Source organism: Marinovum sp. J2-8 (assembly GCF_055808435.1).
In genome coordinates, this window is sequence record NZ_JBVVRZ010000001.1 from 573,104 (window position 1) to 600,000 (window position 26,897).

Annotated in this window: 22 protein-coding genes, 1 rRNA gene and 3 pseudogenes (1 of these 26 cut by a window edge); 9 read left to right on the forward strand and 17 right to left on the reverse strand. The window is 60.3% G+C overall.

The features are described from left to right. Positions 1-8: 8 nt before the first annotated feature. Genes denD through AC0L4F_RS02945 form a run of 6 tightly spaced genes read right to left on the reverse strand, consistent with a single transcriptional unit; the run spans position 9 to position 6,082 of the window. A complete protein-coding gene (gene denD / locus AC0L4F_RS02920) occupies positions 9-974 on the reverse strand; it encodes a D-erythronate dehydrogenase (RefSeq protein ID WP_244685117.1) in 966 nt (321 codons plus the stop codon). Further along, positions 971-1,888 (reverse strand): sugar kinase, encoded by a 918-nt coding sequence (locus tag AC0L4F_RS02925; RefSeq protein ID WP_244685120.1) that lies wholly within the window; start codon positions 1,886-1,888, stop codon positions 971-973. Before AC0L4F_RS02925 ends, denD begins: the two co-directional genes overlap by 4 nt. Beyond that, entirely contained in the window at positions 1,888-3,039 is a 1,152-nt protein-coding gene (locus AC0L4F_RS02930; protein ID WP_244685123.1) for a fumarylacetoacetate hydrolase family protein, read from the reverse strand. The genes AC0L4F_RS02925 and AC0L4F_RS02930 overlap by 1 nt, the downstream gene beginning before the upstream one ends. 12 nt (positions 3,040-3,051) lie before the next feature. Further along, positions 3,052-4,431, reverse strand: coding sequence for an FAD-binding oxidoreductase (locus AC0L4F_RS02935; RefSeq protein WP_244685132.1), 1,380 nt, complete (start codon positions 4,429-4,431; stop codon positions 3,052-3,054). Between the two features lie 17 nt (positions 4,432-4,448). Further along, a complete protein-coding gene (locus tag AC0L4F_RS02940; protein WP_244685141.1) occupies positions 4,449-5,051 on the reverse strand; it encodes a LysE family translocator in 603 nt (200 codons plus the stop codon). Further along, entirely contained in the window at positions 5,051-6,082 is a 1,032-nt protein-coding gene (locus AC0L4F_RS02945; protein ID WP_244685143.1) for an L-idonate 5-dehydrogenase, read from the reverse strand. The genes AC0L4F_RS02940 and AC0L4F_RS02945 overlap by 1 nt, the downstream gene beginning before the upstream one ends. 149 nt (positions 6,083-6,231) lie before the next feature. On the opposite strand from AC0L4F_RS02945, the gene AC0L4F_RS02950 reads away from it, so the two are divergent. Together AC0L4F_RS02950 and AC0L4F_RS02955 are read left to right on the forward strand one after the other, a co-directional pair. Then, positions 6,232-6,993, forward strand: a complete 762-nt coding sequence (locus AC0L4F_RS02950; RefSeq protein WP_244685145.1) for an SDR family oxidoreductase — start codon at positions 6,232-6,234, stop codon at positions 6,991-6,993. A 29-nt stretch (positions 6,994-7,022) separates the two neighbouring features. Further along, complete coding sequence (locus AC0L4F_RS02955) at positions 7,023-7,940, forward strand: NAD(P)-dependent oxidoreductase (RefSeq protein ID WP_244685147.1); 918 nt, start codon at positions 7,023-7,025, stop codon at positions 7,938-7,940. Positions 7,941-7,997: 57 nt separating this feature from the next. On the opposite strand, the gene AC0L4F_RS02960 is transcribed toward AC0L4F_RS02955, so the two are convergent. The 3 genes from AC0L4F_RS02960 to AC0L4F_RS02970 are packed head-to-tail and all read right to left on the reverse strand — an operon-like array spanning position 7,998 to position 9,483. Further along, positions 7,998-8,321, reverse strand: coding sequence for an AzlD domain-containing protein (locus tag AC0L4F_RS02960; protein ID WP_244685156.1), 324 nt, complete (start codon positions 8,319-8,321; stop codon positions 7,998-8,000). Beyond that, positions 8,318-9,031, reverse strand: coding sequence for an AzlC family ABC transporter permease (locus AC0L4F_RS02965; protein WP_244685158.1), 714 nt, complete (start codon positions 9,029-9,031; stop codon positions 8,318-8,320). Before AC0L4F_RS02965 ends, AC0L4F_RS02960 begins: the two co-directional genes overlap by 4 nt. Then, entirely contained in the window at positions 9,028-9,483 is a 456-nt protein-coding gene (locus AC0L4F_RS02970; RefSeq protein ID WP_244685160.1) for a hypothetical protein, read from the reverse strand. The genes AC0L4F_RS02965 and AC0L4F_RS02970 overlap by 4 nt, the downstream gene beginning before the upstream one ends. Positions 9,484-9,660: 177 nt before the next feature. On the opposite strand from AC0L4F_RS02970, the pseudogene AC0L4F_RS02975 reads away from it, so the two are divergent. Continuing rightward, positions 9,661-11,442 (forward strand): annotated as a pseudogene (locus AC0L4F_RS02975) (IlvD/Edd family dehydratase). An 82-nt stretch (positions 11,443-11,524) separates the two neighbouring features. Then, entirely contained in the window at positions 11,525-12,259 is a 735-nt protein-coding gene (locus AC0L4F_RS02980; protein WP_244685162.1) for an SDR family oxidoreductase, read from the forward strand. A gap of 249 nt (positions 12,260-12,508) precedes the next feature. On the opposite strand, the pseudogene AC0L4F_RS02985 reads toward AC0L4F_RS02980, so the two are convergent. From AC0L4F_RS02985 to AC0L4F_RS03020, 8 genes and pseudogenes are all read right to left on the reverse strand, one after another. Then, positions 12,509-13,240 (reverse strand): annotated as a pseudogene (locus tag AC0L4F_RS02985) (DMT family transporter); the annotation flags it as partial. A 72-nt stretch (positions 13,241-13,312) separates the two neighbouring features. Beyond that, on the reverse strand, positions 13,313-14,053 hold the full coding sequence (locus AC0L4F_RS02990) for an SDR family oxidoreductase (protein WP_244685164.1): 741 nt from the start codon (positions 14,051-14,053) through the stop codon (positions 13,313-13,315). 160 nt (positions 14,054-14,213) lie between these two features. After that, entirely contained in the window at positions 14,214-15,275 is a 1,062-nt protein-coding gene (locus tag AC0L4F_RS02995) for a Gfo/Idh/MocA family protein (protein ID WP_244685166.1), read from the reverse strand. A gap of 88 nt (positions 15,276-15,363) precedes the next feature. Beyond that, positions 15,364-16,854, reverse strand: a complete 1,491-nt coding sequence (locus AC0L4F_RS03000) for a UxaA family hydrolase (RefSeq protein WP_244685168.1) — start codon at positions 16,852-16,854, stop codon at positions 15,364-15,366. 82 nt (positions 16,855-16,936) lie between these two features. After that, positions 16,937-17,878, reverse strand: a complete 942-nt coding sequence (locus AC0L4F_RS03005) for a phytanoyl-CoA dioxygenase family protein (protein WP_244685170.1) — start codon at positions 17,876-17,878, stop codon at positions 16,937-16,939. A 144-nt stretch (positions 17,879-18,022) separates the two neighbouring features. Next, positions 18,023-19,618, reverse strand: a complete 1,596-nt coding sequence (locus tag AC0L4F_RS03010; RefSeq protein ID WP_244685172.1) for a TRAP transporter large permease — start codon at positions 19,616-19,618, stop codon at positions 18,023-18,025. 1 nt (position 19,619) lies between these two features. Further along, entirely contained in the window at positions 19,620-20,429 is an 810-nt protein-coding gene (locus AC0L4F_RS03015) for a TRAP transporter small permease subunit (protein ID WP_244685175.1), read from the reverse strand. Between the two features lie 109 nt (positions 20,430-20,538). Further along, positions 20,539-21,561 carry a TRAP transporter substrate-binding protein gene (locus AC0L4F_RS03020; protein ID WP_244685177.1) on the reverse strand — a complete coding sequence of 341 codons (1,023 nt, stop codon included), beginning with the start codon at positions 21,559-21,561 and terminating at the stop codon, positions 20,539-20,541. Between the two features lie 216 nt (positions 21,562-21,777). On the opposite strand from AC0L4F_RS03020, the gene AC0L4F_RS03025 reads away from it, so the two are divergent. From AC0L4F_RS03025 to AC0L4F_RS03045, 5 genes and pseudogenes are all read left to right on the forward strand, one after another. Continuing rightward, a complete protein-coding gene (locus AC0L4F_RS03025; RefSeq protein ID WP_244685179.1) occupies positions 21,778-22,467 on the forward strand; it encodes a GntR family transcriptional regulator in 690 nt (229 codons plus the stop codon). Positions 22,468-22,519: 52 nt separating this feature from the next. Continuing rightward, positions 22,520-23,365, forward strand: a complete 846-nt coding sequence (locus tag AC0L4F_RS03030) for a fumarylacetoacetate hydrolase family protein (RefSeq protein ID WP_244685181.1) — start codon at positions 22,520-22,522, stop codon at positions 23,363-23,365. Between the two features lie 296 nt (positions 23,366-23,661). Then, positions 23,662-25,186, forward strand: a pseudogene (locus tag AC0L4F_RS03035) (aldehyde dehydrogenase (NADP(+))). A gap of 82 nt (positions 25,187-25,268) precedes the next feature. Then, positions 25,269-26,123: an SMP-30/gluconolactonase/LRE family protein gene (locus tag AC0L4F_RS03040; RefSeq protein ID WP_473445926.1), complete on the forward strand. Its 855-nt coding sequence runs from the start codon at positions 25,269-25,271 to the stop codon at positions 26,121-26,123. A 770-nt stretch (positions 26,124-26,893) separates the two neighbouring features. Continuing rightward, positions 26,894-26,897 (forward strand): 16S ribosomal RNA (locus AC0L4F_RS03045); it runs 1,456 nt beyond the window's last position.

A 26,897-nucleotide genomic window follows, 5' to 3' on the forward strand; every position in this document is an offset into this window, starting at 1 on the left:
GCGCCGTATCAGGCGGCGGGTTTGTCGTCTTCCAGATAGTAGCGGATATTGTCCTGAAAGCTTTCATCGGCGCTAAGGCCAAGTTTCAGCGATTTTTCCGGGCGCAGATCAAACCGCCAGCCTTTGACGATGGCCTGAATGTCGGGCTGTGCCTCCCAGCGGATCAGCTTGGCCGGTTCCGGGCCTGCCACGGCGGTCATCGCTTCGATCAACTGGCCAATGGTCCACATCCGCCCCGGCATCATCATGCAACGGTTCTGGCCCAGATCTTCGGCTTGCAGCTCTGCGCCCTTGATCAGGTTTTCCACGCATTTGCGCAGGCTGAGATAGTAATGCGGGAAATCGGCATCCACCGGGCAGATCGCCTCTTGTCCGTTCAGCGGTTCGCGCAAAATGGACGACATGAAGGAGGACGCCGCGCGGTTGGGTTTGCCCGGTCGCACGGAAATTGTCGGCAAGCGGAAGCCGCGCCCGTCGATGAACCCCTTGCGCGAGAAATCATTGACCAGCAATTCGCCCATCGCCTTTTGCGCGCCATAAGAGGTTTGCGGGTTGAGGAAGCTGTGATCGACAATCGGGTCCGGCACTTCGCCGCCATAGACCGCGATGGAGGACGAGAAGACCACAACCGGTTTGGTGCCCAGCTCGCGGCAGCGTTGCAGCACGTTCAGCGGGCCGAACAGGTTGATGTTCATGCCGTCGTCGAATTCTTCTTCCGCATGGGCCGAGACCACAGCCGCAAGAAGATAGATCACATTGGTGTCTGCGGTGATGCAGGCCGCCACCGACGCGGGGTCGGTGATGTTACAGCGGGTGGTCGCAACCGGCACATTGCCCGCGACCGGCGCGGGATCAACGATGTCGGCCAGGGTGATCTGTGCAATTTCCTGTCCGCGCAGGGTGCCACGGTTGGCCAGTGACTGCGCCAGCCTTTGGCCGACGACGCCGCCACCGCCAATGATTAGTACATTCATGAAAACGTTCCCTTTTCAAATATTTCCGGCACCAGGGCGCCGCGCGCTTGAATGACCTGAGCGGCCAGTGCCATGGCGCGGTCGGCCGCGTCGTCAAGGCTGTGGCCGGTGGCCAGCGACGCCAGCAGACCGGCGGCAAAGCTGTCGCCGGCGGCGGTGGTGTCGACCGGGGTCACCGATTGCGGTTGATGGGTGGTGGTGCCGGTTTCCTGGCTCCAGACCGTGAGGGGGTTGCCGCCATCCTTGACCGCGATCAGCGTTGCACCGCCATCGCGATAACGGGTGATGGTGTCTGCCGGGGTCGCATCGCCAAACAGCGCGGTTTCTTCGTCAAAAGAGGGCAGCACCACATCCGCCACCGAAGCGCCCAGCGTCAGGCCTGCGCGCATCGCCTCTTCGCTGCCCCAGAGTTTGGGGCGCAGATTGGTGTCAAAGGCGATCTTTGCCCCCGCCGCCCGTGCCCGTGCCAGAACATCGCAAAAGGTCTGGCGCTGATCGGGGGGCAAAATCGCCAGCGTAATGCCGGAAAAATGGATGACGTCACGGTCTTTGGTGATCTGTTCCAGCCAGGCCGGGTCTTCTGCCATTGCCCGCGCCGCCGATTGCCCGCGCCAGTAGGAGAAGCTGCGCTCGCCATCCTGAAGCGAAATCATGTAGAGCCCGACGGTGCGGTCCGCCAGCCGCCGCATGGCCGAGGTGTCGACCCCGTGGCTTTCGATGAAAGCGGCCATTTCGTTCGACACGGCATCATCGCCAATGCAGGAGCCATAGCCGACGGTCCAATCCTGCGGCAAAAGCTGGCGGGCATACCAGGCGGTGTTAAAGGTATCACCGGCAAACCCAAGGCGACACAGGTCCCCCTCTGCCGGGGCGATTTCAACCATGCATTCGCCAAGCGCCAAAAAAGAAGCCATTACAACATCCCCCGTCCAACCAGATTTCGCATCAGAGCGGCGCTGCCAAAGGTCCATTCGCCGCATTCAGTAGAGAGCCGCACCGTGTTTTTCAGGGCACCAAGCGCGGGTTCGGTGATTGTGACCACATCGCCGATATGATGGGTAAACCCCTGACCCGGGGCGTCGCGGTCCTTGATCGGGGCGAACATCGTGCCAAGAAACAGGAAGAAGCCGTCGGGGTATTGGTGGTGGCGTCCGATTGTCTGGCTGACCAACGAGGCCGGATCGCGGCTGATCTTGGTCATGGAGGAAGCGCCATCCATGACAAAACCATCTTCGCCTTCGACCTTCATGCTCAGCTCGGCGCGGCGCACATCGTCCAGACCGTAGCTGTCATCAAACAGGCGGACAAACGGACCGATCGCACAGGAGGCGTTGTTGTCCTTGGCCTTGCCCAGCAGCAGGGCGGAACGGCCCTCGACATCGCGCAGGTTGACGTCATTGCCCAGCGTCGCGCCGCAGATTTCGCCACGCGAATTGACCGCCAGCACGATTTCGGGTTCCGGGTTGTTCCAGTTCGACACCGGGTGCAGGCCGACGGAGGCACCCCAGCCGACAGCGGCCATGGGTTGCGATTTGGTGAAGATCTCGGCGTCGGGGCCGATGCCAACCTCAAGGTATTGCGACCAGAGCCCCTCTTTCAGCAACACCGATTTGACCTGCATCGCCTGATCCGAACCGGGTTCGATGCCCGACAGGCTGTCACCGATCACGGCACCGACCTTGGCACGGATCTGTTGCGCGCGGTCGGCGTCGCCGGCGGCCTGTTCCTCGATCACGCGTTCGACCATGCTTTCGGCGAAGGTCACGCCAGAGGCCTTGATCGCCTGAAGATCGGCGGGCGCAAGGAAATGCAGGCTGTCGTCACCCGCGCCATCGTCCGAGGCGGCCACGAGGTCGGCCAGAGTGGCAATTTCTTCGCCGGTGGTGGCGTGCACATGGGCCGCCGGATCGTCCAGTTCCAACAGGTCGCGCATGGTGGGCGCAGCCGGGTTGGTGATATCGACAATTGTTTCGCCGCGCAGGGTGACCAGGGCCGGACCGATGCCGGGCCGCCAGACGCGGCCGACAAATGTCGCTTTGGGATCTGGGTTGGAATGGGGAAGCATCTCGGTCTCCGTTCACATGTTGCCCGGCGGCAAAAGCTTGCCGGGGTTCAGGATATTCTTGGGATCATAGGCGGTTTTGATGGCCCGCATAAAGGCCAGCGCCGGGCCGTGTTCACGCGCCATATAGGCCTGTTTGCCGATGCCGATGCCATGTTCGCCGGACACTGTGCCGCCCAGGGCCAGCGCCATGTCGTTCAAATCGTTCACGAAACCTTTGACGATTTTCAACGCCTGCGGGTCATCGGGGTCAACGCGCACGCCGCAATGGAAGTTGCCGTCGCCGACATGGCCGACAATGGAACAGGTCAGGCCCAGAGCGCGGGATTTCTGTTGCGCGCTGGTCACCGCCTCGGCCAGTTTCGAAATCGGCACACAGACATCGGTGGACAGCGTCCGCTTGCCCGGCTCCAGCGCCTGGGTGGCGTAATGCGCGCCGTGGCGCATCGCCCACAGCCGGTTGCGGTCCTCGGGTTTTTCCGCGTGGACAAAGCCGGTCACGCCAAAGTCTTCGGCGATTTCGGCAAAATTGGCGGCCTGTTCGGTCACCGCAGCGGGCGAGCCGTGAAATTCAAGGAACAGATGTGGTTTTTCCGGCAGACCCGCATTTGCCTGGAGGTTGAAACCGCGCACCATCATTTCGTCCACCAATTCGATCCGCGCCATGGGAATGCCGGATTGGATGGTCACAATCACGCAGTTCACCGCATCCTCGATACTGTCAAAACGACAGGTCGCGGCGCGGACCGCCTCGGGCTGGCCCTGAAGCCGCAGGGTGACCTCGGTCAGGATGCCAAGCGTGCCTTCGGAGCCAACCAAAAGGTGGGTCAGATCGTAACCCGTGGCCGATTTGCGCGCCTGAGAGCCGGTGCGAATGATGCTGCCATCGGCCATCACCGCCTCGAGCGCCAAAACGTTTTCGCGCATGGTGCCATAGCGCACCGCCGTGGTGCCGCTGGCGCGCGTCGCAGCCATCCCCCCGATCGAGGCATTGGCGCCGGGATCAATCGGGAAAAACAGCCCCGTGGCGCGCAGGTCGGTATTCAGCGCCTCGCGGGTGATACCGGGTTGCACCACGCAATTCAGATCCTCGGCATTGATCGCCAGCACCTGATTCATCCGGTTCATGTCCAGACTGATGCCGCCGTGGATCGCCAGATGCTGCCCCTCAAGCGAGGAGGCCGCGGCAAAGGCCGTGATCGGGCAGTCATGGGTGTTACAGATGCGGACAATCTCGGCCACCTCGGCGGTGGTTTCGGGGTATGCGACCGCATCCGGCAGGGCCTGGGCATAATATGCTTCGTTTTGCGCATGTTGGTCCAGGTGGCTGTCGGATGTGGCAAGCCGATCCCCCAACAGGGTGCGTAGCGCGGAAATGGCGGCATCATGGGGCATGTTTGGGTGTACCTTCGTCAGTTCAAAAAGCCGGTCGCCGACAGGATGGCCAGCGCAACAACGCCCAGCATCGCCAACGCCATGGCATAATTTATCATCCGCTGCGTGGTGTCCGGCAGGTTCAGGCGGTGCAATGCCACCCCAGCCCAAAGCCAACCCAAATGGAGCGGAATCCAGATCGCGTTCATGATCACCAGTTTCACACCGGTTTCAACCGCCAGACTGGCCGGATAGAACGCAAATCCGGTGATCAGGGCGGTGTTGACGGCATAGGCCTTTGGGTTGATTGCCTGCAACAACAGGCCAGCGCCGATCCCGGGCGGCGATTTCGCCTCGATAAAGGCAATGCGCGACCCGGCAAAGGCGATGCGCCCGGCGAGATACAGCAAGTAAGCGACAGAGGCGATCATCAACACTTCGCGCAGGCCCGGCACCGACAGCACCAGGGCCGCAAGGCCGGTGATCACCGCCAGCGCCACAAGGTTGGTGCCAATGCACAGCCCGGTGACATAGGTCAGGCCGGGACGGAACCCATAGGCCGCCCCAACCCCGGCGGTGGACAACACGCCGGGGCCGGGGGTGATGATCAGCAACAAGACAGCAGCGGCAAATGTCAGCATCAGGCGAAGTCCAGCTGCACTTTCATAGATTGCGATTTGTCGCTGGCGGTGGCAAAGGCGCTGGCAAATTCGGCCAGCGGGAAGGTATGGGTCAACAGCGGCGCCGGGTCGATCAGACCTTTCTGCATCAGCTGCACCGCCACAGCGAATTCTTCGTGAAAGCGGAAGGATCCGCGCAGGTCCAGCTCTTTGGCGGTCAGCGCCATCATCGGCAGCGACATGTCACCGGACAGGCCCAGTTGCACGATGATGCCGCGCGGGCGCAGCGCCGCGATGCCGGCGGCCAGTGCCGGTTGCGCGCCGGAACATTCAAACAATACGTCCAGTTGGCCTTTGCCGGTGCAATAGGGGGCCAGCGCATCGGGGGTTTCCAGGGTGTTCAGCACCACATCGGCCCCGGCGGATTTGGCGAACGTCAATGCCGGTGCGGTGATGTCACAGGCGATGATCTCTGCGGCGCCCGCCCGACGGGCCGCCATGATCGCCAGAACGCCGATCGGGCCACAGCCGGTGATCAACACCCGCCGCCCCAGCATTTCACCGGCACGGCGCACGGCGTGCAAGCCAACCGAAAGCGGCTCTGCCATCGCGGCCTGGGCCGGGGTCAGACCATGGGCGGGCACGCATTGGCTTGCCTTGGCGACCAGCATCTCGCGGAAGGCGCCCTGAATATGGGGGAATGGCATCGCCGAGCCATAAAACGCCATGTTCAGACATTGATTGGCCAATCCGCGCTGGCATTCGCTACAGGTGCCACAGGGCCGCGACGGCGACACAGCCACCAGATCGCCCTCTTGCAACCCGGTGACCCCGGCACCAAGCGCGGCAACAACGCCGGACACTTCATGCCCAAGCACCATGGGTTCGCGCAGCCGCACCGGGCCGAAACCGCCGTGATTGAAATAATGAAGGTCAGAGCCGCAAATGCCGCCCCGCGCCAGTTTGACACTGACCTCGCCCTCGCCCGGCGTTGTTTCGTCAAATGAGGATAGCCGCAGATCATGCGCCCCATGGGCAAATAGTGCCTTCATCTCTTCCCTCGAAAGTTGATTTTCGCGATGCGCGGATGGCACCTTGATTCGACGCCAGAATGGTATACCATTTTCCATGAAGCGGGTCTTGGCCCGGATTGTCAACCGCGTCGGCTTGTGCGGTGGGCAGATTGGACTTGGGAGAATACATGTCACTTTTCGACCTGACGGGCCGGACGGCCTTGATTACCGGCTCTTCGCTGGGGATTGGCAATGCGCTGGCAAAGGGGCTGGCGGAGGCGGGCGCGCGTATCGTGATGAATGCGCGCAACGCCGACAGGCTGGCGGAGGCGGCGGATACACTGCGCGCCACCGGGGCCACCGTTGATACGCTGGCCTTTGATGTCACCGATGCCAAGGCGCTGGGCGCGGCGATTGATGCCTATGAGGGCGAAGTCGGCGCAATCGACATTCTGATCAACAATGCCGGCATGCAGCACCGCACCCCGCTGGAGGATTTTCCGCCAGAGATGTTCGACAAGCTGATGCTGACGAATGTGAATTCGGCGTTTTATGTGGGCCAGGCGGTCGCGCGGCACATGATCACCCGCAAGGCCGGCAAGATCATCAATATCGCCAGCGTTCAGGCGGCTTTGGCACGTCCCGGCATTGCGCCCTATACCGCAACAAAGGGCGCGATTGCCAATCTGACCAAGGGTATGGCCACCGATTGGGCCAAATACGGGCTGAACTGCAATGCGATTGCACCGGGGTATTTCGACACGCCGCTGAACGCCGCACTGGTGGCGGACCCCGAGTTTTCCGCATGGTTGGAAAAACGCACGCCCGCCGGGCGCTGGGGCCAGGTTGAGGAATTGGTTGGCGCGGCGGTGTTCCTGTCGTCCCCGGCGGCCAGTTTTGTGAACGGCCATACGCTTTATGTCGATGGCGGAATTACAGCCAGCCTGTAACAGCTGGATCATTTCAGGAGGATTTGACGATGACGAAACCTGTTATCGGCTTTATCGGGGTTGGCCTGATGGGCCACGGTATGGCCAAGAATATTCTTGAGGGCGGTTATTCACTGGTGATCAAAGGCAACCGCAACCGTGTGCCGGTGGACGATCTGGTTGCACGTGGCGCCACCGAAGTGGCCACCCCGCGCGAGATGGCGGCGGCCTGTGACATCATCCATATCTGTCTGTCGAACTCACCGCAGGTGGAAAGCGTGATGCAGGGCGAGGACGGGATCCTGGCGGGGATGAAACCCGGTCTGATCGTGATCGACGCCACCACCGCTGACCCTGTGTCGACGATGAAATTGGCCGCAGAGTTGAAAGCCAAGGGCGGTGCCATGGTGGATGCGCCGCTGGGCCGCACGCCAAAAGAGGCAGAGTCGGGCGAATTGGATGTCATGGTGGGCTGTGACGATGAAAACTGGGACGATGTGCGTCCGTTGATCGAATGCTGGGGCGGCAATATCAACCGCATCGGCCCGGTGGGCAGCGGTCACAAGATGAAGCTGATCATGAATTTCATCTCGATGGGCTATGCATCGCTTTATGCCGAGGCGACCGTTCTGGCGGCCAAGGTTGGCGTCAGCCCGCAAAACGTCCAGCAGGTGATCGGCACGTCGCGGCTGGGCAACGGCTTTTTCGACACCTTCATGAAATACACCGTCGGCCGGGATCGTGACGCCCATAAATTTGCCATCGCAAATGCCAACAAGGATGTGCGTTACGTCAACAACATGGCCAATGATGCCGGGGTGATGAATGTCATGGCCTCCGCGGTGAAGCACTATTTCACCCATATCGAAGCCTCGGGCCATGGCGGTGATTATGTTCCGATGATCAGCGATCATATTGCACGGCTGAACGGCATGGACATGGCGGAAGAGGTCAAAAAAGGCGCCTAGCCTGAGCGCCCTTATCCGCCTTTGCAGGCGTCTGCGGGTGTCGGCCCGCAGATGCATTCACCCCAGCAGGAACTGTAGCGCATAGAGCGTGCCCATCCCGGCCACAATCGCGCCCACAACCGACACCCGCATCCCAATCACAAAGGCCGCCAAAGCGGCAATGACGCGCACGGGATCGGTGACGCCGCCGGTTGCCTCTGGCCACAGGACCAAAGGGGTGACCAGCGCCGGAAACACCGCAACGCCGACATATTTCAGATGCAACAGCGCCCAATCCGGCAAGGTGCGCCCGCCAAACAGGCCGAGAAAGGAAAACCGGATCAAAAACGTCCCGATGCCAAGACAGATGGTCAGAGCCCAGAAGGCGGTATCGGAAATCATGTGACATCCTTTGGCTTGCGCCGTTTCAGGAACAACTCTGCCTGCGCCCCGGCCATCATCGCCAGAAGCGCCGCAACGATCAGTCCCAGGCTCCAGGGCAGGCCGGAAAACACCACCGAAGCCAGTGCCGCCACGGCCGCCGCAATCACATGCGGCAGCGAGCGGATCAGCGGCGCGGTCAAGGCAATGAAGCAGATCGGCACCGCGAAATCCAGCGACAGCGCCGGGGGAATGGCCTGTCCCAGCAGCGCGCCGATCAGGGTGCAGCCATACCAGAACGGACAGATCAGCATCATGCAGCCGAAGTAGTAGGCGACCTTGTTTGTCTGTGACATCAAGGGGTTGTCTTCGTAATGTTTGACCGCAACGGCAAAGGCCTGATCGACCATCAAATAGGCCATCAACGCCCGTGTCCCCAGCCGCGCGTGGCCGATATGCGGCACCAGAGCGGCGGAATACATCGCCATGCGCAGATTGACCGCCAGCGCCGCCAACAGGGCGATGAACACCGGGGCCTGATCCTGAAGCAGGGCGAGGGCGGTGAATTGCGACGCGCCGGCAATCACCAGCACCGACATAGACATGGTTTGCAGGATGTCCAACCCGGCATCGCGTGCCACCACACCAAACAAAATGGAATAGGGTATAACGATCAGGGTGAAGGGCGCACAGTCAATATAGCCGCGCCAGAATGCCGCCCGCGGCGTCATCGGAGGCCGCGCGATTGCAGGCGCAATTTGGCATAGGACAGCCCCATGGTGGTGGCGGTACAGGTGGATTTCTGGACATTGATCCTCTCGCTGCTGGTGTCCCCCAGCAGGGCCAGTTCCTGGACCCGGTCGCATTGCAGAAGACCCGAAAGCACATCGTATTTGACTTCGATCTCGGCAATATCGGCGATTTGCGTCTGATCGGTGTCCTGCACCTTTGTGCGGATGTCGGCCAATGTGGTGCGGATTGCTTCGGACCAGATGTCATTGGTTTTGACCAGACAAAGGGTGGCCGCCGCCGGGGCCTTTTCCGCCTGATAATTGCTGCATTCCGATTGTTCGGCCTGGACACAGGCCAGCGCGGGGGCATTGGCCGCGATCTGGGCCTCAAGGCATTGATGAAAATTGTCGAGATTGACCTCGGCCTGTCGGCCCCGCCAAAAAGGCGACAAGACCTAGCCCCCGAAATAGTGCTGAAACTGCCATTGGCGTGCTCCTCTGCCAAAACGGACGTTGTGCCGCCGAATTGCTCTTGCATTTGGTATACCAAATGTCGAAGTTGTCACAAGACCGGAGTCGCGTTGTGACGAACTCTGGAATGAAGCCAGACCTATTGGGAGGATCAAGCCATGAGTGACACACGCGCCAACAAACGATTCCGTTCGCAGGAATGGTTCGACAACCCCAACAATCCGGGCATGACGGCGCTTTATGTCGAACGTTATCAGAATCAGGAATACACCCGCGAGGAATTGCAGGGCGGCCATCCGGTGATCGGCATCGCCAACACCGGCAGCGATCTTGCGCCCTGTAACAAGATCCACGTGTTCCTGATGGATCGGATCAAGGCCGGCATTCGCGCGGCGGGCGGCATTCCGATGGAATTCCCGGTGCATCCGATTCAGGAAACCGGCAAACGGCCCACCGCCGCGCTGGACCGCAACCTTGCCTATCTGTCGCTGGTCGAGGTGCTGCATGGCTATCCGCTGGACGGTGTTGTGCTGACCACCGGCTGTGACAAGACAACGCCAGCCATGTTGATGGGGGCGGCCACGGTCGATATTCCGGCGATTGCGCTGAATGGCGGGCCGATGCTGGATGGTTGGTGGAAAGGCAAGCGGCGGGCAGTGGCACGATTGTCTGGGAAAGCCGCCGTTTGCTGGCCGAAGGCAAGATCGACTACGAAGAATTCATGAGCCGGGTTTGTTCATCCGCGCCGTCGCTGGGCCATTGCAATTCCATGGGCACCGCCAGCACGATGAACGCCATGGCCGAAGCGCTGGGCATGTCGCTGACCGGTAATTCGGCAATTCCGGCGCCGTTCCGGGAACGTATGGCAATGGCCTATGAGACCGGAAAACATATCGTGCAAATGGTTCTGGATGACCTGAAACCATCCGATATTCTGACGCGCGAGGCGTTCGAAAACGCGATTGTGGTCAATTCCGCCATCGGCGGCAGCACCAATGCCCCGCCGCATCTTCAGGCGATTGCCCGTCATGCCGGGGTCGAATTGAACGTCAAGGATTGGGAAACCATCGGCTTTGACGTGCCGTTGCTGGTCAACATGCAGCCCGCTGGCGAATATCTGGGCGAAAGCTTCTTCCGGGCTGGCGGTGTGCCGGGCGTGATGGGGGAATTGATGAAGGCCGGTCGCATCCATGAGGGTGTGATGACCGCCACGGGCAACACCATGGGGGCGAACCTGGCCGGGGTGGAAAGCGAAGATACCGAGGTCATCAAAACCTATGACGCGCCAATGCGTCCGAATGCGGGTTTCAAGGTGCTGTCGGGCAATCTTTTCGAACTCGGCGCTGATGAAAACCTCGGTGATTTCGGAAGATTTCCAAAATCGGTTCCTGAGCGAGCCGGGCAGCGAAGGCATCTATGAGGCGCGCGCCGTGGTGTTCGAAGGCCCCGAGGATTACCATGACCGGATCAACGATCCCGCGCTTGAGATCGACGAACGTTCGATCCTGTTTGTGCGGAATGTCGGATGTGTGGGCTATCCCGGCTCTGCCGAAGTGGTGAACATGCAGCCGCCAGATGCGCTGATCAAACAGGGGATCAACCATTTGCCCACCGTGGGCGATGGGCGGCAATCGGGCACGTCCGAAAGCCCCTCGATCCTCAATGCCTCGCCCGAGGCTGTGGTCGGCGGCGGTCTGGCCCTGTTGAAAACCGGCGATACGGTGCGGCTGGATCTTGGTGCATCGCAGATGAATGCCCTGGTCGATGACGCGGAATGGGCGGCGCGGCGGGCCGAATGGACCGCGCCGGAGTTGCATCATCAGACACCCTGGCAGGAAATCTATCGCAAACACGTCGGCCAATTGGCCGATGGCGGCTGTCTGGAGCTTGCGACAGCCTACAAACGTGTGGCGCGCGAATTGCCGCGAGACAATCACTGACCGGTTCGGTCAAGCAACAACATTTGCGCGGCAAGAGGTTTCAAAGACTCTTGCCGCGCAAATGACAAAGAGGGAACAAGACATGAAGAGCATTATCATTACCGGCGGCGGTGGCGGCATTGGCAAGTCCTGCGCCGAGGTTTTTTTGAATGCCGGCTGGCGGGTTGGCCTTGTGGGGCGCCGCCCCGAACCGCTGGAAGAGATGGCCGCAGGGCATGAGAACGTGCTGGCCCTGCCGTGTGACGTGACCAACGAGGCCGAGGTCGATGCGGCCTTTGACAAGGCGGTTGCCACATGGGGCCGGATTGACGCGTTGTTCAACAATGCCGGCGTGTCGGTAAGCGGCGCGACCATTGACGAGGTTTCGGTGGATGACTGGCGGCGCTGCATCGACATCAACCTGACCGGCAGTTTCATTTGCGCCCGTGCGGTCTTTGCCCGGATGCGGGCCCAGGATCCCCAGGGTGGGCGGATCATCAACAATGGTTCGGTTTCGGCCTATGTGCCGCGGTGGGGGTCGTCGCCCTATACCGCGTCGAAACACGCCATCACCGGGTTGACCCGGTCGATCTCGCTTGATGGGCGGGCGTTCAACATTTCCTGTGGTCAGATCGACATCGGCAATGCGCTGACCGACATGGCGCGCAAAATGACCAAGGGCGTGCCCCAGGCCGATGGGTCGATTGCCGTGGAGCCGGTGATGGATGTGGCCAATGTGGCCTCTTCGGTGCTGCATATGGCCAGCTTGCCACCAGAGGCGAATGTGCAGTTTATGACCGTCATGGCACCGCATATGCCCTATATCGGTCGCGGGTAACCAGCGGCAGCCGGGCCTGTCCCGAACCAAACGACAACGGGCACATCCCAGTCTGGGGATGTGCCCGTTTTCCTTTGTGCCTGTTGTCGTCTGTGACGGCTGTCGTTCTGCGGGGGTTACCGGGTTGAGGGCACAGGCCTGGCGCACCCGCCCGCGCACCGCGCGTTCCCGTTGCCAGATATAAAGCCCCGATGCGATGATGATGCCGCCGCCCCCGAGGGTCCAGATTGTTGGCCAGGTGGCGAACACCAGAATGCCCGCCGCTGCGGCGGAAAAGATCTGAATATAGATCACCGGCGCAAGCAGGGAGGCATCGGCCAGGCGATGGGCAATCGTGGCACAGATATGCCCACATGCGCCAAATACACCGATAATGGCAAAGACCAGCCATGTGGTTGTGTCCGTGGGCCAATGCCAATCCGCCAGCGCAAACGGCAGGATGGCAATGGCGGCAATGCCGCTGGACCAGATTTGCTGGGTTGCATTGCCTTCGACCCCTGCCAACAGGCGGGTCATCACAAAATACATCGACGCCATCACCAGCGCCCCAAGCGACAGGATCATGGCGGGGTGAAATTCCGCGCCCCAGGGCTGCATCACCACAATGACGCCGAAAAACCCGACACAGACCGCTATGATCCGGCGCAACCCGACCTTTTCACCCAGGATCGGGATCGCCAGCAATGTGACCACCACCGGACCGGCAAACATGATTGTCGTGGTCACGGTGATTGGCAGATATTGCAGCGCGGTAAAGTTCAGCGCCGTGCTGCCCAGCAAGAACGCCGAGCGCAGGAATTGCTTGCCCGGGCTGTTGGACACCAGCGCCGATCGGCCTTCTTGTGGCAGATAGACCACCAAGGCGACCAGCAGGTGCCCCATGTAGCGGGCAAACACCACTTGAAGCGCGGGGATGCCCGCCAGAATCAGCCATTTGGCCGAGGTGTCGATACAGGTGAAAAACATCACCCCCAGCGCCATCCAAAGTACGCCAGAGGTCGATTTGTCTTCGCGGGGGATTGGGGTGCTCAAATCTCTGTCTCTTTTCGCGCTTCAGGTTGTGGTGCCGCCGTCGATGGCGACGCATTGGCCGGTCATGTATTTCGCCTCGTCCGAGGCGAGGAACGCTGCGAGCCCGGCAATTTCGTCGGCCTGTCCCAGCCGCCGCATCGGTTGGCGGGCAATGAATTCGCGCAGGGCGGTGTCATAATCCCCCGTGGCGCGCAAACGGTCCTGCAGGCTGGGGGAATCGACGGTGCCGGGCGCGATGCAATTGCAGCGAATGCCAAGAGTGACATAGTCACAGGCCACGGATTTGGTCAATCCGATCACCGCCGCCTTGGAGGTGCTATAGATAAAGCGGTTGGGAAAACCTTTGAGCGACGAGGCGACAGAGGCGATATTGATGATTGCCCCGCCGCCGCGTTCCACCATTCCGGGCAGGACGGCCTGAATGGCGTGAAACTGGGACCGCACGTTCAGATCCATGGCAAAATCGAACTCTGCATCCGTCGCTTCGGCAATTGTGCCGGCATGTACGTAGCCGGCACAATTGATCAGGATGTCCGGCGCGGCGGCGGTGATCGCGGATTGCAGGGCGTCCTTGTTCAGAACATCCAGGGCAAATGTGGCATGGGGGCCTGTGGTCTGATCTTCAAACAGATTTGCCAACAGGTCGGCGTCACGGTCGGTGGCTATCACCTCTGCGCCATCACGCGCAAAGCGCTGGGCGATGGCGCGCCCGATGCCCTGACCTGCTGCGGTGATGAATGTCTTTTTGCCCTGCAATCCCATGGTCTGTCCTTTCAAAATTGGTTTGGGTCGATGCCTTTTGCGACATCAGACCGATCGATATGTCTGTTTCACGGGCCCAAGGCGTGCGAAGCGCGGGCATGTGCCTTGCCGCCGAATTCCGGTCAGGCCGCGGTCTTTCCGTCAGGCACCCGTCTTTCGGTCAGGCACCCGTGTAATCGCCGGGCACCGCATCGGCGGCAATTGTGCGGCCGACATGCCCGGACAGCGCGGCGGCCAAGGTGATTTCCATTGCGGCAATGCCATCCGCCCCAGTGCAAAGAACATCGTCCTCGGCACCGTCGACAACAGCCGCAAAGCGGTCAATTTGCTGCAACAGCGGGTCGACCTTGGCAAAGCGCGGGCCCGGCGTCGCGGTCAAGGGTTTCGACCATTCAATTTCGCCAGACCCGGAGCGGCCCCAATGGGTGAGCGAGGGGAATTCCAGCGCGCCCTCGGTGCCGGTGATGCGGATGTAATCCTGATGAGAGGTGGCAATCGCCGGGTTTTCGCCGGTGCCCGCCTCGAAAGACCAGGGGGACGCCCCGGCGTCCGAGATCAGGAAGGAGCCCAAAGCGCCATTTTCAAAGCGAAAGGCCAGGGCGGCGGTGTCTTCGATTTCGAACCCGCGCCGGGCCGACGACAAAAGCGCGGTGGCCTCTGTCATATTGCCGACAAGGAAACGCAACAGGTCGATTTCATGGGTCAGATTGGTCAACAACGGACCGGCGCCGGGTTTGCGCCGCCAATCGACATCATAATATGTGTTGTGTTTGCGCAGGGACCAGAAGCCCTGCACGCCAACCAGATCGCCAATCTGTTGCAGGGCATCACGGGCCGCCAGGCTGAACGGGTGGCAGCGCCGGTGATGGCCGGTGAACAACGCCACACCGGCCGCATCCGCCGCAGCCACAAGCGCACGCGCGGTGTCGAGCGTGGCGGCGACCGGTTTTTCGACGATCACCGCCCAACCGCGATCAATTGCGGCCAAAGCCGAGAGATGATGATCCTGCGTCGGCGTCGCCACGATGGCGGCGCGGGTGTGGGCCGGCACTTCTTCGAGGCTGGCCACCATGGGCAGGCCATCCTGCGCCAGCTTTTCACGCAGCGGGGCAAAGGGTTCGACCACTGCGGTCAGGTTCACCAGATCAGAAAGCTGCGCGACCTCGATATGGCGCTGGCCGATAGAGCCGGCGCCAATCACGCAAAGCGGCAATTGCGTCACGGGCATTCCCCCGATGGAATTTGCAAAGACCCGAGAGGGTTTTGAGCGGCAGGGCCGGGGGTAAGGGTAGCGGTAGGGGCGCGCTGCATCACATCACCGCGCCGATCTGCCATGGGACAAATTCATAGTCGCCCAGACCCTGGGCTTCGGATTTGGTTTTCTCGCCCGAGGCCATGCGCAGCCACATCTCATAGATTTCGCGGCCGACCTCTTCGACACTGGTGCCTTCGGTCAGGACCCGGCAGGCATTGACATCCATGTCTTCGCGCATGCGGTTGAACATTTCGGTGTTGGTTGCAACCTTCATGGATGGCGAGGGTTTCGCGCCAAAGGCAGAACCGCGCCCGGTGGTGAAACAGACAAGATTGCAGCCGCTGGCGATCTGGCCGGTCACGCTGGCGGGGTCATAGCCGGGGCTGTCCATGAAGGTGAAACCCTTGGCCGTCACCGGCTCGGCGTATTTATAGACGCCCATCAACGGCGTGGTGCCGCCCTTGGCGGCGGCGCCAAGCGATTTTTCCAGAATGGTGGTCAATCCGCCCTTTTTGTTGCCGGGGCTGGGGTTGTTGTCCATGCTGCCCTTGTTGCGTTCAGCGTAGTCTTCCCACCAATCGATCAGACCGATCAGCTTGTCGCCAATCTCGCGCGTTGCGGCGCGGGCCGTCATCAGGTGTTCCGCGCCATAGATTTCCGGGGTTTCCGCCAGAACGCCGGTGCCGCCCTGCGCCACCAGAAGATCACAGGCATAGCCCACCGCCGGATTGGCGGTGATGCCCGACCAGGCGTCAGAGCCGCCGCATTGCAGCGCGACCATCAACTCTGATGCCGGGCATTCCTCGCGCTCGGCCTGATTGACCAATGGCAACATGGTTTCGATCTTCTTGATCCCGAGATCGACGGTCTTGCGCAGCCCGCCGACGTCCTGAATGTTCATCGTCTGGAAAAACGGTCCCGGCGTCAGGCCATAGGATTCGATCAGCCAGTCGATCTGCATCATTTCGCAGCCAAGGCCGGCCATCAGCACGCCGCCGATATTGGGATTGCGGGCATAGCCCCAAAGCACGCGTTGCAGCGCCTCGAATCCGGTGCCATCCCCGCCCATGGCGCAGCCGGTGCCATGCACAAAGGCAACCACACCATCGACATTGGGATAGGCGGCCAGCTTTTCATCGGTGAAATGCTGGGCAATCAGCCGCGCGGCGGTGGCGGAACAATTGACCGAGGTCAGAACGGCAATGAAGTTTCGTGTGCCGACCCGGCCTGTGCTGCGGCGAAATCCCTGAAACGTGTCGATCCGGGTGGCCGGTTCGACAGGGCGCAGGTTGGTGGAAAACTCGTATTCCGCATCGACATTGCGGAATTCGAGATTGTGGGTGTGGACATGGGCGCCTTTGGCGATGTCGTCGGCGGCATAGCCAATGATCTGGGCGTATTTTGTCACCGGCGTGCCCTTGGCGATGTCATCGGTGGCCATCTTATGGCCGCGCGGGATCAGTTGCGTCGCGCCTTCGGTGCCGATTTCAAGCGGGGTGATGGCGGTGACGACATTGTCGGAAGGGGACAGGCGGACAGTGTTCATCTTTGGCTTTCCTATTGGTAGAAGCCGGGGGCGCTGCCCCCGGACCCCCGGGATATTTTTGAACAGAAGAAGGGCAGGGACGTCAGGCGCAGGCCGGGCTGTCACTGCGCCAACGGTGAATCGGGATATGGGGTTGGGTGGCGAGGCGGGCGCGGGTGTCGTGCCACATCGTGCGCCACAGCTGCCAGTCTTGCAGGACCGTGTCGGGATGGCGTCGCGATCGGGCGATGAATTCCGGGAAATGCGCGCGGCCGGTGGGTTGGCCGGTGACGTTGTAGCGGATGTCGAATGACCAGCGGAAGGCGTCGGATGTATTGACCAGCGAGGCATGCGGGGTGAGCGGGTGGAAGAGAACTGCGCCGCCTGCCTTGACCGGCAGGGGCAGAGCGCGGGCTTCGTCCAGGACGCCGTCGGCGATGGCGGTCTGTTTTCTGGGGCAATGCGGATACATTTGCGGTTTGCCGGGAACCACCTGAAGACAGCCGTTTTCCACGGTGGCATCGCTGATCGCCAGCCAGACGGTCACCATTTGCGTGGCATCGCCGCTTTCATGCGCCACTGCGCGATCCTGGTGCCAGTCGGTGGCCGTGACATGGGCGCGGCTTTCAGCGCCGTGCAGGGTGGTGGCGGGGGGCTTCAGGCGCACATGCTGGATCGGGTTCGAGGTGATTTCCGGCCCGATCAGATCTTCGACCATGTCCAGCAGACGCGGCGCGGTCAGCATGTCAAAGACCGCCGGGCCAAAATGGAACGGCGTGTCCGATGTGATTGCATCCCCCGGCAATGAGATATCCATTGGCTGGAACCAGTCGCAGCCGGCGGCATAGCTGGTCAGCAGCTTTTGCCAGAAATCCTGACCGGTGGCGTCGGGCACAAGGCCCTGAGCCTGCCAGTTTGCATAAAGCCGCTCAAGCAAGCTGGCATATTCCGCTTGGACCGCTTGCAACCGGGCGGCATCCAGCACGTTTTCCACCACAAGGTAACCTTGGGTTTCGAAATGGTCGATCTGGGTTTGTGTCAGCATGGGCGTCTCCGGAAGGCCGGAATTGGGGCCGGCAGAATGTCATGCGGTGCGGGCATGACAGTCAACGGGTCCCGATGGGGCTGTGTGGTCCTTGGTGTGATCGGGGCGAACGCGCCGCCCCGATCAAATTCGTGTTGTGTTGTGTCAGAGGAAGATCGACACCATCGAAGGCCAGACCAGCAACACTGTCAGCGCTGTCAGCTGCAGGACAATGAATGGCAGGAAACCCCGGAAGATGTCGGTCAGCGAAATATGCGGCGGGGCCACAGATTTCAGATAGAAGGCCGCCGGACCAAACGGGGGCGACAGGAACGACACCTGCATGTTCATACAGAACACCACCCCGAACCAGACCTGCACATGGCGCGGATCAAGATCGCCGATCAGGCCGATTTCCTCGATCGGCAGTTTCAGCACGATCGGCAGGAACACCGGCATGATCAACAGAACGATGCCGACCCAATCCATGAACATCCCCATGATCAGGAAGATGAACATCATCACCAGGATCACGCCCATGGTGGGCATGTCGGCGCCGACAATCATGTTGGCCACATAGGTCGGACCACCGGCCAGCGTATAGGCCGCGGCAAGTGCCGCCGCACCGATGGTGACCCAGATGATCGTGCCGGTCGACTTCAGCGTGCGCATCAGGCTGTCCCAGACGATGTCGAAGGTCATCTCGCGTCGGGCAAGCCCGATCACGAAGACCGCGACAACACCCATGCCGGCCGCTTCGGTGATGCCGGTGATGCCCATGTAGATCGAGCCAAGCACAACGCCGATCACGATGGTGGGGGCGACCAGACCTTTGCCCATTTCCCAACCCTGCGCCGTGCGTTCCTTGCCGACGACGACAAAGACAGCCACCGCAGCAATGACAAAGGCACCGATGATCCAGGGAATGTCGCTGACCATGCCAAGGGCAATGGGATCCACGCCTTCGGTCACGGTGTTTTCACCCGTCGCGGTAAAGAACAGCGCCCGCAACAGCAGGACCGCTGTGAACCACATGGTGAATTTGCCGAGGAAACCCAGGAACATCAGACCCTTTTCACCGCCGCGCGGTGCGTCGGGGTCTTCTTCTGGCAGGGGGGCCAGATCCGGGTTCAGCTGGGTGCGGATGATGATGTAGACGATAAAGAAGGACGCCAGCATCAGACCGGGCAGGAAGGACGCGGTGAACAGCGCCTTGATCGAGGTTTCCGTCACCAGACCGTAGAAGATCAGAACGATCGACGGCGGGATCATCGTGCCAAGCGAGCCGGAGGCACAGATCGTGCCAATGGCAAGGTTCTGGTTATAGCCCAACCGCAGCATCTGGGGCAGGGCGATCAGGCCAAGCAGCACAACCTCGCCGCCGATGATGCCCGACATGGCGGCCATGATCACGGCCATGATCGACGTGACAATCGCAATCCCGCCGCGCGCCCGGCTGAGCCAGGTGTTGAGCGAGGAATACATGTCGCGCGCAATGCCGGACCGTTCCAGCAGTGAGGCCATGAAGATGAACAACGGCACCGAGATCAGCACATAGTTAGTCATCTGGCGATAGACCGCCTGACCCAGCACCGACAATGGCCCGCGTCCGAAGGTGTTGAACAGCAGGTCAAAGTCGAATTTCAGGACAAGTGTGACCACCGCCAGAAAGGCCGAGGCAAAGCCAAGCGGCATGCCGATGGCCAACAGCGCGAACATCCCGAGCAGGAGCAGCAGGCTGAGTGTTCCAATATCAACCATATCAGTCGTCCCTCAGGGTTTTGCGGATGTTTTCGATTTCGGTTTCGTCGATGTCGTCGAGCGGCGAATGATTTTCCGGCGCCTTGTTCCAGTCGGCAATCAGATTTGACACCGCTTGGATGGTCACCAGAACAATGATGAACAGAATTGCGGCTTTCATCGTGCCGGGAATGGGCGGATCCCAGGCGGTGCCAAATGTCTCCATCCGCAGAAGGCGGGTTTTGGCATCGTTATAGCCGCCCCAGACCAGCGAGAAGGTGAAGCAGACGATCAGCCCGACGGATATCACATCCGAGGTCTTCTGCATCCAGCGGGGCATCATGTCATAGATCACATAGATGCGGATGTGGCTGCGCTGTTGCATGGCGTATTGCCCGGCAAACAGGAACACCACCGCCGCGATCCACAGCGACATTTCGTTCGCCCAGAGTGTCGGGCGGCTAAAGACGTAGCGCGACACAACTTCGTAGAACATGACCACAACGATCAATGCGATGCCGATCATCGCCATGCGCGACGTGACCAGCGACAGAATGTCGAAGAAACCGCGCGGCTCTGGTTCGATATGGCCGATGCGATCCGACAAAAAGAGCGCCGTGCAGAGCAATGTCAGAAAGATTGATGCCAGCATGATCGCCACGATGGGCAGGCCCTGCGGGCGGATCATTTCATGCATTCCGATGGCATCTTCGGATATGAACTGGTTAAGGATCAACCAGGCAAAAATTGCGGCGGTTATGGCCCCGAATACTTTGGCGGCGGTTTTGACAGGCCCGCGTGCCGAGCCGAGCCAGACATTGTCTTTTTCCATGCTCGTCCTCCCCTTGTTTGGTGATGTCGTTTGTTGGTTGATGTCTTCAAAAAACTGGCGAGCCCCAAGGGACCCGCCAGCCATGTTTGAAACGATCAGATGATCGACATCACTTGGCGATCAGACCGAGATCCGCCAGGTAGCCACGGTGGCTTTCGACCAGAGCAGCGGCTTCTGGTGTCTTGGCGGCCCAACCGTCCCACGAACGCTGGGCAGCAGCGCGGAAATCGGCACGGTCTTTTTCCGACCAGTTGTGCAATGTCACGCCAGCGGCGGTCAGCTCTGCTGCGGCTTCGGCGTTCTTCTTTTCATTCGACAGAGCGGTGTGCAGGGTCAGTTTCTGCATGGCGGTGTCGATGATGCGTTGATGCTTGTCGCTCAGCCCGTCCCAGACGGCTTTGTTACAGGCCAGGTGGTCCGACGGCATCGAATGGAAGCCGGGATAGGTGGCATGTTTCACGATGTCATAGAGGCCAAGACCAACGTTGTTGGCCAGACCCGAAGCGTCCGCACCGTCGATGATGCCGGTTTCCAGCGCGGTAAAGATCTCGGTGAAATCCATCACGATCGGCGAAGCGCCCATTTCGGTGAAGATTTCGGTTTCAAGACCAGGAGGCGAACGGAATTTCCAGCCTTTGATGTCCTCGGGACCTGCAAGCGGCTTGGACGAGGACAGCGATTCCTGACCATAGAGCCACCAGCCGATCAGCTGCATGTCATGCTGGTTGTAGAGTTCCTGTGCGGCGTCATAGCCACCGCCGTAATACAGCCAGGAAACCTGCTGCCAGGGGGTGTCATAGCCACCCATGATGTCGCCGACGAACTGGAACGCCGGGTTCTTGCCGGTCTGATAGGCGCCGCCGGTCATGTCACAGTCGAGGATGCCGTTGATGGCGGCGTCAAATGTCTCTGTGGTGGCAACAACCGAGGAGGCATAGAACATTTCGATGGTGATCTCGCCGCCCGACATGGTTTGAATATCGTCGATGAATTGTGCCGCCAGCTGACCCGAGGGGTGCTCGGATGTGTAGTGCGTCTGGATCCGCAGAGTCACGTCTTCAGCTGAAGCAGCGGTCGCCGCCACTGTCAGTGCTGCCGCGGTCGCTGTCTTCAAAAGCGATTTCAGTTTCATTTAGGTCTTCCTCCCTGGTGGCCCCGTAGGACCGATTGATGCCGCGCGTTCTTGGTGGCGCGGATAGAATGGTATACCATTCGAAAGACAGGCTATCCAAAGCATTCTCGACAATCAACATCTTTTGGTATACCAAATTCGACAATTCGACCTCGCAATGATCAAATATTGCGCTTTTGGCGGGTGCACTGAAGCAATTGGAAAAGACGCAGGTAAATGGCGGAAGAAAATCGCGCGGAACATATCGCTAATCAGCTGCGGCGGGACATTCTTATGGGCGTTTTTGCCCCCGGTGCCCCGATCAAGGAGCGCGATAATGCGATTGAAATGGGGGTCAGCCGCACGCCAATGCGCGAAGCGATTCGAATCTTGGCGAAAGAGGGGCTTGTGGTGTTGCGCCCGTCCCGCAGCCCGATCGTAGCACAGCCTACCCTGAAAGAAGTGTCCAACGCGATCGAGGTGCTGAGCGCGCTGGAGATGTTGTCGGTGCAGCTGGCCTGTGAGCATGCGACGCAAGAGGATTTGACCCGCATTCGCGCCATCGAGCAGAACATGGCGAAAAACTATGACAAGCTGGATGATGTCGAGCGATTCGAGGTCGACATGAGCTTTCACATTGCCATCGCCAAGGCATCGCATAACGAAATGCTGGCCGAGACCCATTCCTCTTATCTGGCGCGTCTTTGGCGTGCGCGATTCCTGTCTGCGACGCAGAAACGGTCGCGCGAAAGGGTGCTGCGCCAGCATGGGGCCATTGTGGCCGGTCTGGAGGCGCGTGATGTTGCCATGGCGCAAAAAGATACCAACGCCCATCTGGAGCATCTGTTGATCAACGTGCAGGAATATTTCCAATTCGAATCCGGTGCCGATGGTGCCGCGGATGATCCCACTGGGTCCGGCAGTTGAAACTGCAACTGACCCAGATCTGAATTTTAAGCCCAAACAAGGATAAAGAGACATGAAACTGATCCGCTACGGTGCCCTTGGCGCCGAAAAAACCGGCATGCTTGACGGTGATGGCAAGGTGCGTGATCTGAGCGCCCATCTGCCGGAGCTTTCGGGTGCGGCGCTGACCGCCGAATCGCTGGATGCGGTGCGGGCGTTGGATGTGAACAGCCTGCCACTGGTGGCGGAACCGGGCCGCATCGGCTCTTGCCTGGCATCGGTGCCGAATTTCTTTTGCATCGGGTTGAACTATGCCCTGCACGCCAAGGAAAGCGGCATGGACGCGCCGACGGAACCGGTGGTGTTTTCCAAGGCGACATCGGCGCTGTCCGGTCCGTTTGATGATGTCATCATTCCGCGCAATTCGACCAAGGGCGACTGGGAGGTCGAGCTGGGTGTCGTGATCGGGCGCGAGGCACTTTATGTGTCAGAGGAAGACGCGCTTGATTATGTGGCGGGCTATTGCACCGTGAACGACGTGTCCGAGCGTGAGTTCCAGATCGAAAAGCTGGGCCAGTGGATCAAAGGCAAGTCGGCCCCGACATTTGCCCCCATCGGCCCCTGGTTCGTGACCGCAGACGAGGTGCCGGACCCGCAGGCGCTGGATGTGTCGCTCTCTTTGAATGGGGATGTGGTGCAGAATTCCAATACTGCGGACATGATCTTTTCCGTGCGCGAAATCGTGTCCTATCTCAGCCAGTTCATGAAGCTGCAACCGGGTGACATTATCGCCACCGGCACGCCTTCTGGTGTTGGCATGGGCATGAACCCGCAGCGCTTCTTGCGGCCTGGCGATGTCATGGAAGTGACCGTGCAGGGGCTGGGCACCCAGCGGCAGGAAACCGTCGCCGCCAGCTAAGGCGGTTGAACACCAATGCCCCGGCACCCATCTCAGATGTTGGATGCCGGGGAACACGCGTGATCGCGCCTTGACGCAGCGACGATTTCAATGCGGATTTTCCGCCACAACACAGCCATTTCAGCAGGCGCATTGCGCAACACGGCGCAGTGGGCCGGGCAATTTGATCTTGGCTTGACGTTGCGCGCGGTGGATGTGATCAATCCGGTATACCATTTTGGGCCGGGGTGGCCGCCCGCACCTGCGGGAAATGATGCCGCCGCCCTGGCAGGACATATGTCAAACAAGGGATAGCAATGCTTGACGAGACATTTAAACCGCACGGAAAACATCTGATTGCGGGGGAATGGGTTGCGGGCGACGCAACATTCCAATCCGAACCGGCGCATGGTGCCGCGCATGATTATTCCGTTGGCACGCCTGCGCTGGTCGATCAGGCCCTGCAAAGCGGCGGAAGAGGCCTTTTGGTCCTTTGGATATGCCGGCCGCGAGGTGCGCGCCGAATTCCTGCGGGCGATTGCCGACGAAATCGACGCACGCGGCCCGCAAATCACCCAGATCGGCACCGAAGAAACCGGTTTGCCCGCCGCGCGGCTAGAAGGTGAGCGTGGGCGCACCGTGGGACAGTTGCGGTTGTTCGCCGAACATATCCTTGCCGGTGACTATCTGGATCGGCGGTATGATGCGGCATTGCCGGATCGCCAGCCATTGCCGCGCCCGGATTTGAAAATGGTGCAACGCCCGATTGGCCCTGTGGCGGTCTTTGGTGCGTCGAACTTCCCGCTGGCGTTTTCCACCGCGGGGGGCGACACCGCTGCGGCGCTGGCTGCGGGTTGCCCTGTTGTGGTCAAAGGCCACTCTGCGCATCCCGGCACCGGCGAAATCGTCGCCGAGGCGATTCACGCCGCAATCGCATCGCAGGGCATGAACCCCGGTGTGTTCAGCCTTATCCAGGGCGGAAAGCGTGATGTGGGTCAGGCCCTTGTGCAGCATCCGCTGATCCGTGCCGTCGGCTTTACCGGATCTTTGGGCGGTGGCCGGGCGTTGTTCGACCTGTGTGCGGCGCGCCCCGATCCAATTCCGTTCTTTGGCGAGCTGGGGTCGGTCAATCCGATGTTTGTCCTGCCCGAAGCACTGGCCGCCCGTGGCAACCAGATTGCCGAAGGCTGGGCCGGGTCGTTGACCATGGGCGCGGGACAGTTCTGTACCAATCCCGGCATCACCGTCCTGATTGACGGGCCAGAGGCGGATGCCTTTACCGCGGCGGCCACTGCTGCGCTGAAGCCGATGGGCGCCCAGACCATGTTGACCGACGGGATTGCGGCCGCCTATCGCGACGGGCGGGACCGGGTTGCCGGCAGCACCGGCGTACAGGAGCTGGTCAGCAGCACCTGTGACCTGCGCAACGCCACGCCCTATCTGTTTGCCACCACCGGTGCCGAATGGTTGGCGAACGAGGCGCTGGGCGAAGAAGTGTTCGGACCGCTCGGGTTGATCGTGCGGGTCAAGGATGCCGACGAGATGCAGACACTGGCAAAGAGCCTGGTAGGCCAGTTGACCTGTACCTTGCATTTGGATGACGGCAACTTGGATCTGGGACGGCAATTGATGCCGGTCCTTGAACGCAAGGCCGGACGCGTGTTGGCAAATGGATTCCCCACCGGGGTCGAGGTGTCGGACACCATGGTGCACGGCGGACCTTACCCCGCCAGCACCAATTTCGGCGCGACATCGGTTGGAACCATGTCGATCCGGCGGTTCCTGCGGCCGGTCTGCTATCAGAACTTGCCAGATGCCTTGCTGCCCGATGACCTGAAATAATTCAAAATAGCCGGACGGCCCGCACAATGTTGCGGGCCGTTTGCGTTTCAACCCTTTCCTATCTTGCCGCCGGAGATCACATATGGCCGCTACATTCTTTGACCGTCGTTCCTGTACCTTGGGTGAGGGGCCGCTTTGGCACCCGGAACGGGGGCAATTGTTCTGGTTTGACATCCTGGGTCGCCAGTTGCTGAGCCGGGAGGGCGACACCGCTCTCGAATGGTCGTTTGATGAATATGTCTCGGCGGCGGGCTGGGTGGATCGTGATACGCTTCTTGTCGCGTCACAGACCTCGCTGATGCGCTTTGACATCCCCAGCGGCGCGCATGAGGTGATTGCACCCCTGGAGGCTGACAATGCTGTCACACGCTCTAACGATGGCCGCGCAGATCCGCAGGGCGGTTTCTGGATCGGAACAATGGGGATCAATGCCGAACCGGGGGCAGGGGCGATCTATCGCTATTACAAGGGCGCGGTCGAACGGATCTTTGCCGATATCACGGTTTCCAATGCGATCTGTTTCGCCCCGGACGGGCGCCATGCCTATTACGCCGATACGCCAACCCTTCAGATCATGGTACAGCCGCTGGACGCCGAAGGGTGGCCCGATGGTGCGCCAGAGGTCTTTGTGGATCTGAACGAAGCGGGGCTGAAGCCCGATGGCGCTGTGGTGGATTCCCAGGGAGCGCTTTGGAATGCACAGTGGGGCGCTGGGCGCGTGGCGCGCTATTTGCCGGATGGCACTTTGGATCAGGTGATCGAAGTGCCGGGGCTGCACAGCACTTGCCCGGCTTTTGGAGGAGAGGATTTGCGCACCCTATATGTCACCAGCGCAAGCGCCGGCCTCATTCCCCTGATTCCGCCCAGGGCGCGACCTTTGTTGCCACGGTTGAGGTTGCCGGACAGGCCGAACACAGGGTTGTGCTGGCCTGATTGACGGCCAGAAGTGGGAATCCAGAGTTCCCAAAGCTCATAAACGGGCACTTCAGGGGCAAACGACTTCGGGATTTGCGATCCCGAGTTGGACAAAACCCCGAAAATCACCAAAAGCCTTGGGCTGAAATCCCCGGTTTTGTCCGTTTGCTCAAAAACTATTCACGGTAACCTGTTGAATTTGTTTATTTTTCGCAGAAACTTTGCAAAACTTTGGAATTTTGTGATTTTGTGCTTGCGGGTTTTGCTGGGTAACACTAGAACCCCCTTCACCGGCGGCGCTGAGGCGCACAACGGGACGCCAGACGGGGCGGCGGCGACGAGGAAACGAGGCGCTGACGCAGACGAGACGGAGAAATTTTTGAGGTATTGACGGGCGGGCGCGCCAATAAGTTAGGGCGCATCCGGTTGGTTTTTGTCTCTACGCTGTTTGAAATGATTGATATCTGAAGAGATATGTGGGCGGTTTGGTTCGTTTCGACGAACGGATGTTTGCATATCGCGCCGGTAGGGTTTGATGCACTTGTGTATTTTGTCCGATGACCGGTGACAGCTTCACTGTTTGAGCGGCTTTTGTTTACTTTGGTAAGCTGAAGCACAATCAAACAGATGACTTTTGGTTGCCACTCTCGTTCCTAGCCGGGTGAGGGTGCTGCAATTGGCTACTCCCCGGGTGCTGCAGGTTTCGACCTAACGCACTCAAGTAGCCAAAGGCGGTAGTGCAGCCAAAGATGTGCAGAGGTTCGAACGTCAAGGATACGCAGTAATGCGTTTCAAC

Coding starts and splice junctions, on each gene's coding strand:
- denD (WP_244685117.1), bottom strand. CDS start 974: ATGAATGTACTAATCATTGGCGGTGGCGGCGTCGTCGGCCAAAGGCTG.
- AC0L4F_RS02925 (WP_244685120.1), bottom strand. CDS start 1,888: ATGGCTTCTTTTTTGGCGCTTGGCGAATGCATGGTTGAAATCGCCCCG.
- AC0L4F_RS02930 (WP_244685123.1), bottom strand. CDS start 3,039: ATGCTTCCCCATTCCAACCCAGATCCCAAAGCGACATTTGTCGGCCGC.
- AC0L4F_RS02935 (WP_244685132.1), bottom strand. CDS start 4,431: ATGCCCCATGATGCCGCCATTTCCGCGCTACGCACCCTGTTGGGGGAT.
- AC0L4F_RS02940 (WP_244685141.1), bottom strand. CDS start 5,051: ATGCTGACATTTGCCGCTGCTGTCTTGTTGCTGATCATCACCCCCGGC.
- AC0L4F_RS02945 (WP_244685143.1), bottom strand. CDS start 6,082: ATGAAGGCACTATTTGCCCATGGGGCGCATGATCTGCGGCTATCCTCA.
- AC0L4F_RS02950 (WP_244685145.1), top strand. CDS start 6,232: ATGTCACTTTTCGACCTGACGGGCCGGACGGCCTTGATTACCGGCTCT.
- AC0L4F_RS02955 (WP_244685147.1), top strand. CDS start 7,023: ATGACGAAACCTGTTATCGGCTTTATCGGGGTTGGCCTGATGGGCCAC.
- AC0L4F_RS02960 (WP_244685156.1), bottom strand. CDS start 8,321: ATGATTTCCGATACCGCCTTCTGGGCTCTGACCATCTGTCTTGGCATC.
- AC0L4F_RS02965 (WP_244685158.1), bottom strand. CDS start 9,031: ATGACGCCGCGGGCGGCATTCTGGCGCGGCTATATTGACTGTGCGCCC.
- AC0L4F_RS02980 (WP_244685162.1), top strand. CDS start 11,525: ATGAAGAGCATTATCATTACCGGCGGCGGTGGCGGCATTGGCAAGTCC.
- AC0L4F_RS02990 (WP_244685164.1), bottom strand. CDS start 14,053: ATGGGATTGCAGGGCAAAAAGACATTCATCACCGCAGCAGGTCAGGGC.
- AC0L4F_RS03000 (WP_244685168.1), bottom strand. CDS start 16,854: ATGAACACTGTCCGCCTGTCCCCTTCCGACAATGTCGTCACCGCCATC.
- AC0L4F_RS03005 (WP_244685170.1), bottom strand. CDS start 17,878: ATGCTGACACAAACCCAGATCGACCATTTCGAAACCCAAGGTTACCTT.
- AC0L4F_RS03010 (WP_244685172.1), bottom strand. CDS start 19,618: ATGGTTGATATTGGAACACTCAGCCTGCTGCTCCTGCTCGGGATGTTC.
- AC0L4F_RS03015 (WP_244685175.1), bottom strand. CDS start 20,429: ATGGAAAAAGACAATGTCTGGCTCGGCTCGGCACGCGGGCCTGTCAAA.
- AC0L4F_RS03020 (WP_244685177.1), bottom strand. CDS start 21,561: ATGAAACTGAAATCGCTTTTGAAGACAGCGACCGCGGCAGCACTGACA.
- AC0L4F_RS03025 (WP_244685179.1), top strand. CDS start 21,778: ATGGCGGAAGAAAATCGCGCGGAACATATCGCTAATCAGCTGCGGCGG.
- AC0L4F_RS03030 (WP_244685181.1), top strand. CDS start 22,520: ATGAAACTGATCCGCTACGGTGCCCTTGGCGCCGAAAAAACCGGCATG.
- AC0L4F_RS03040 (WP_473445926.1), top strand. CDS start 25,269: ATGGCCGCTACATTCTTTGACCGTCGTTCCTGTACCTTGGGTGAGGGG.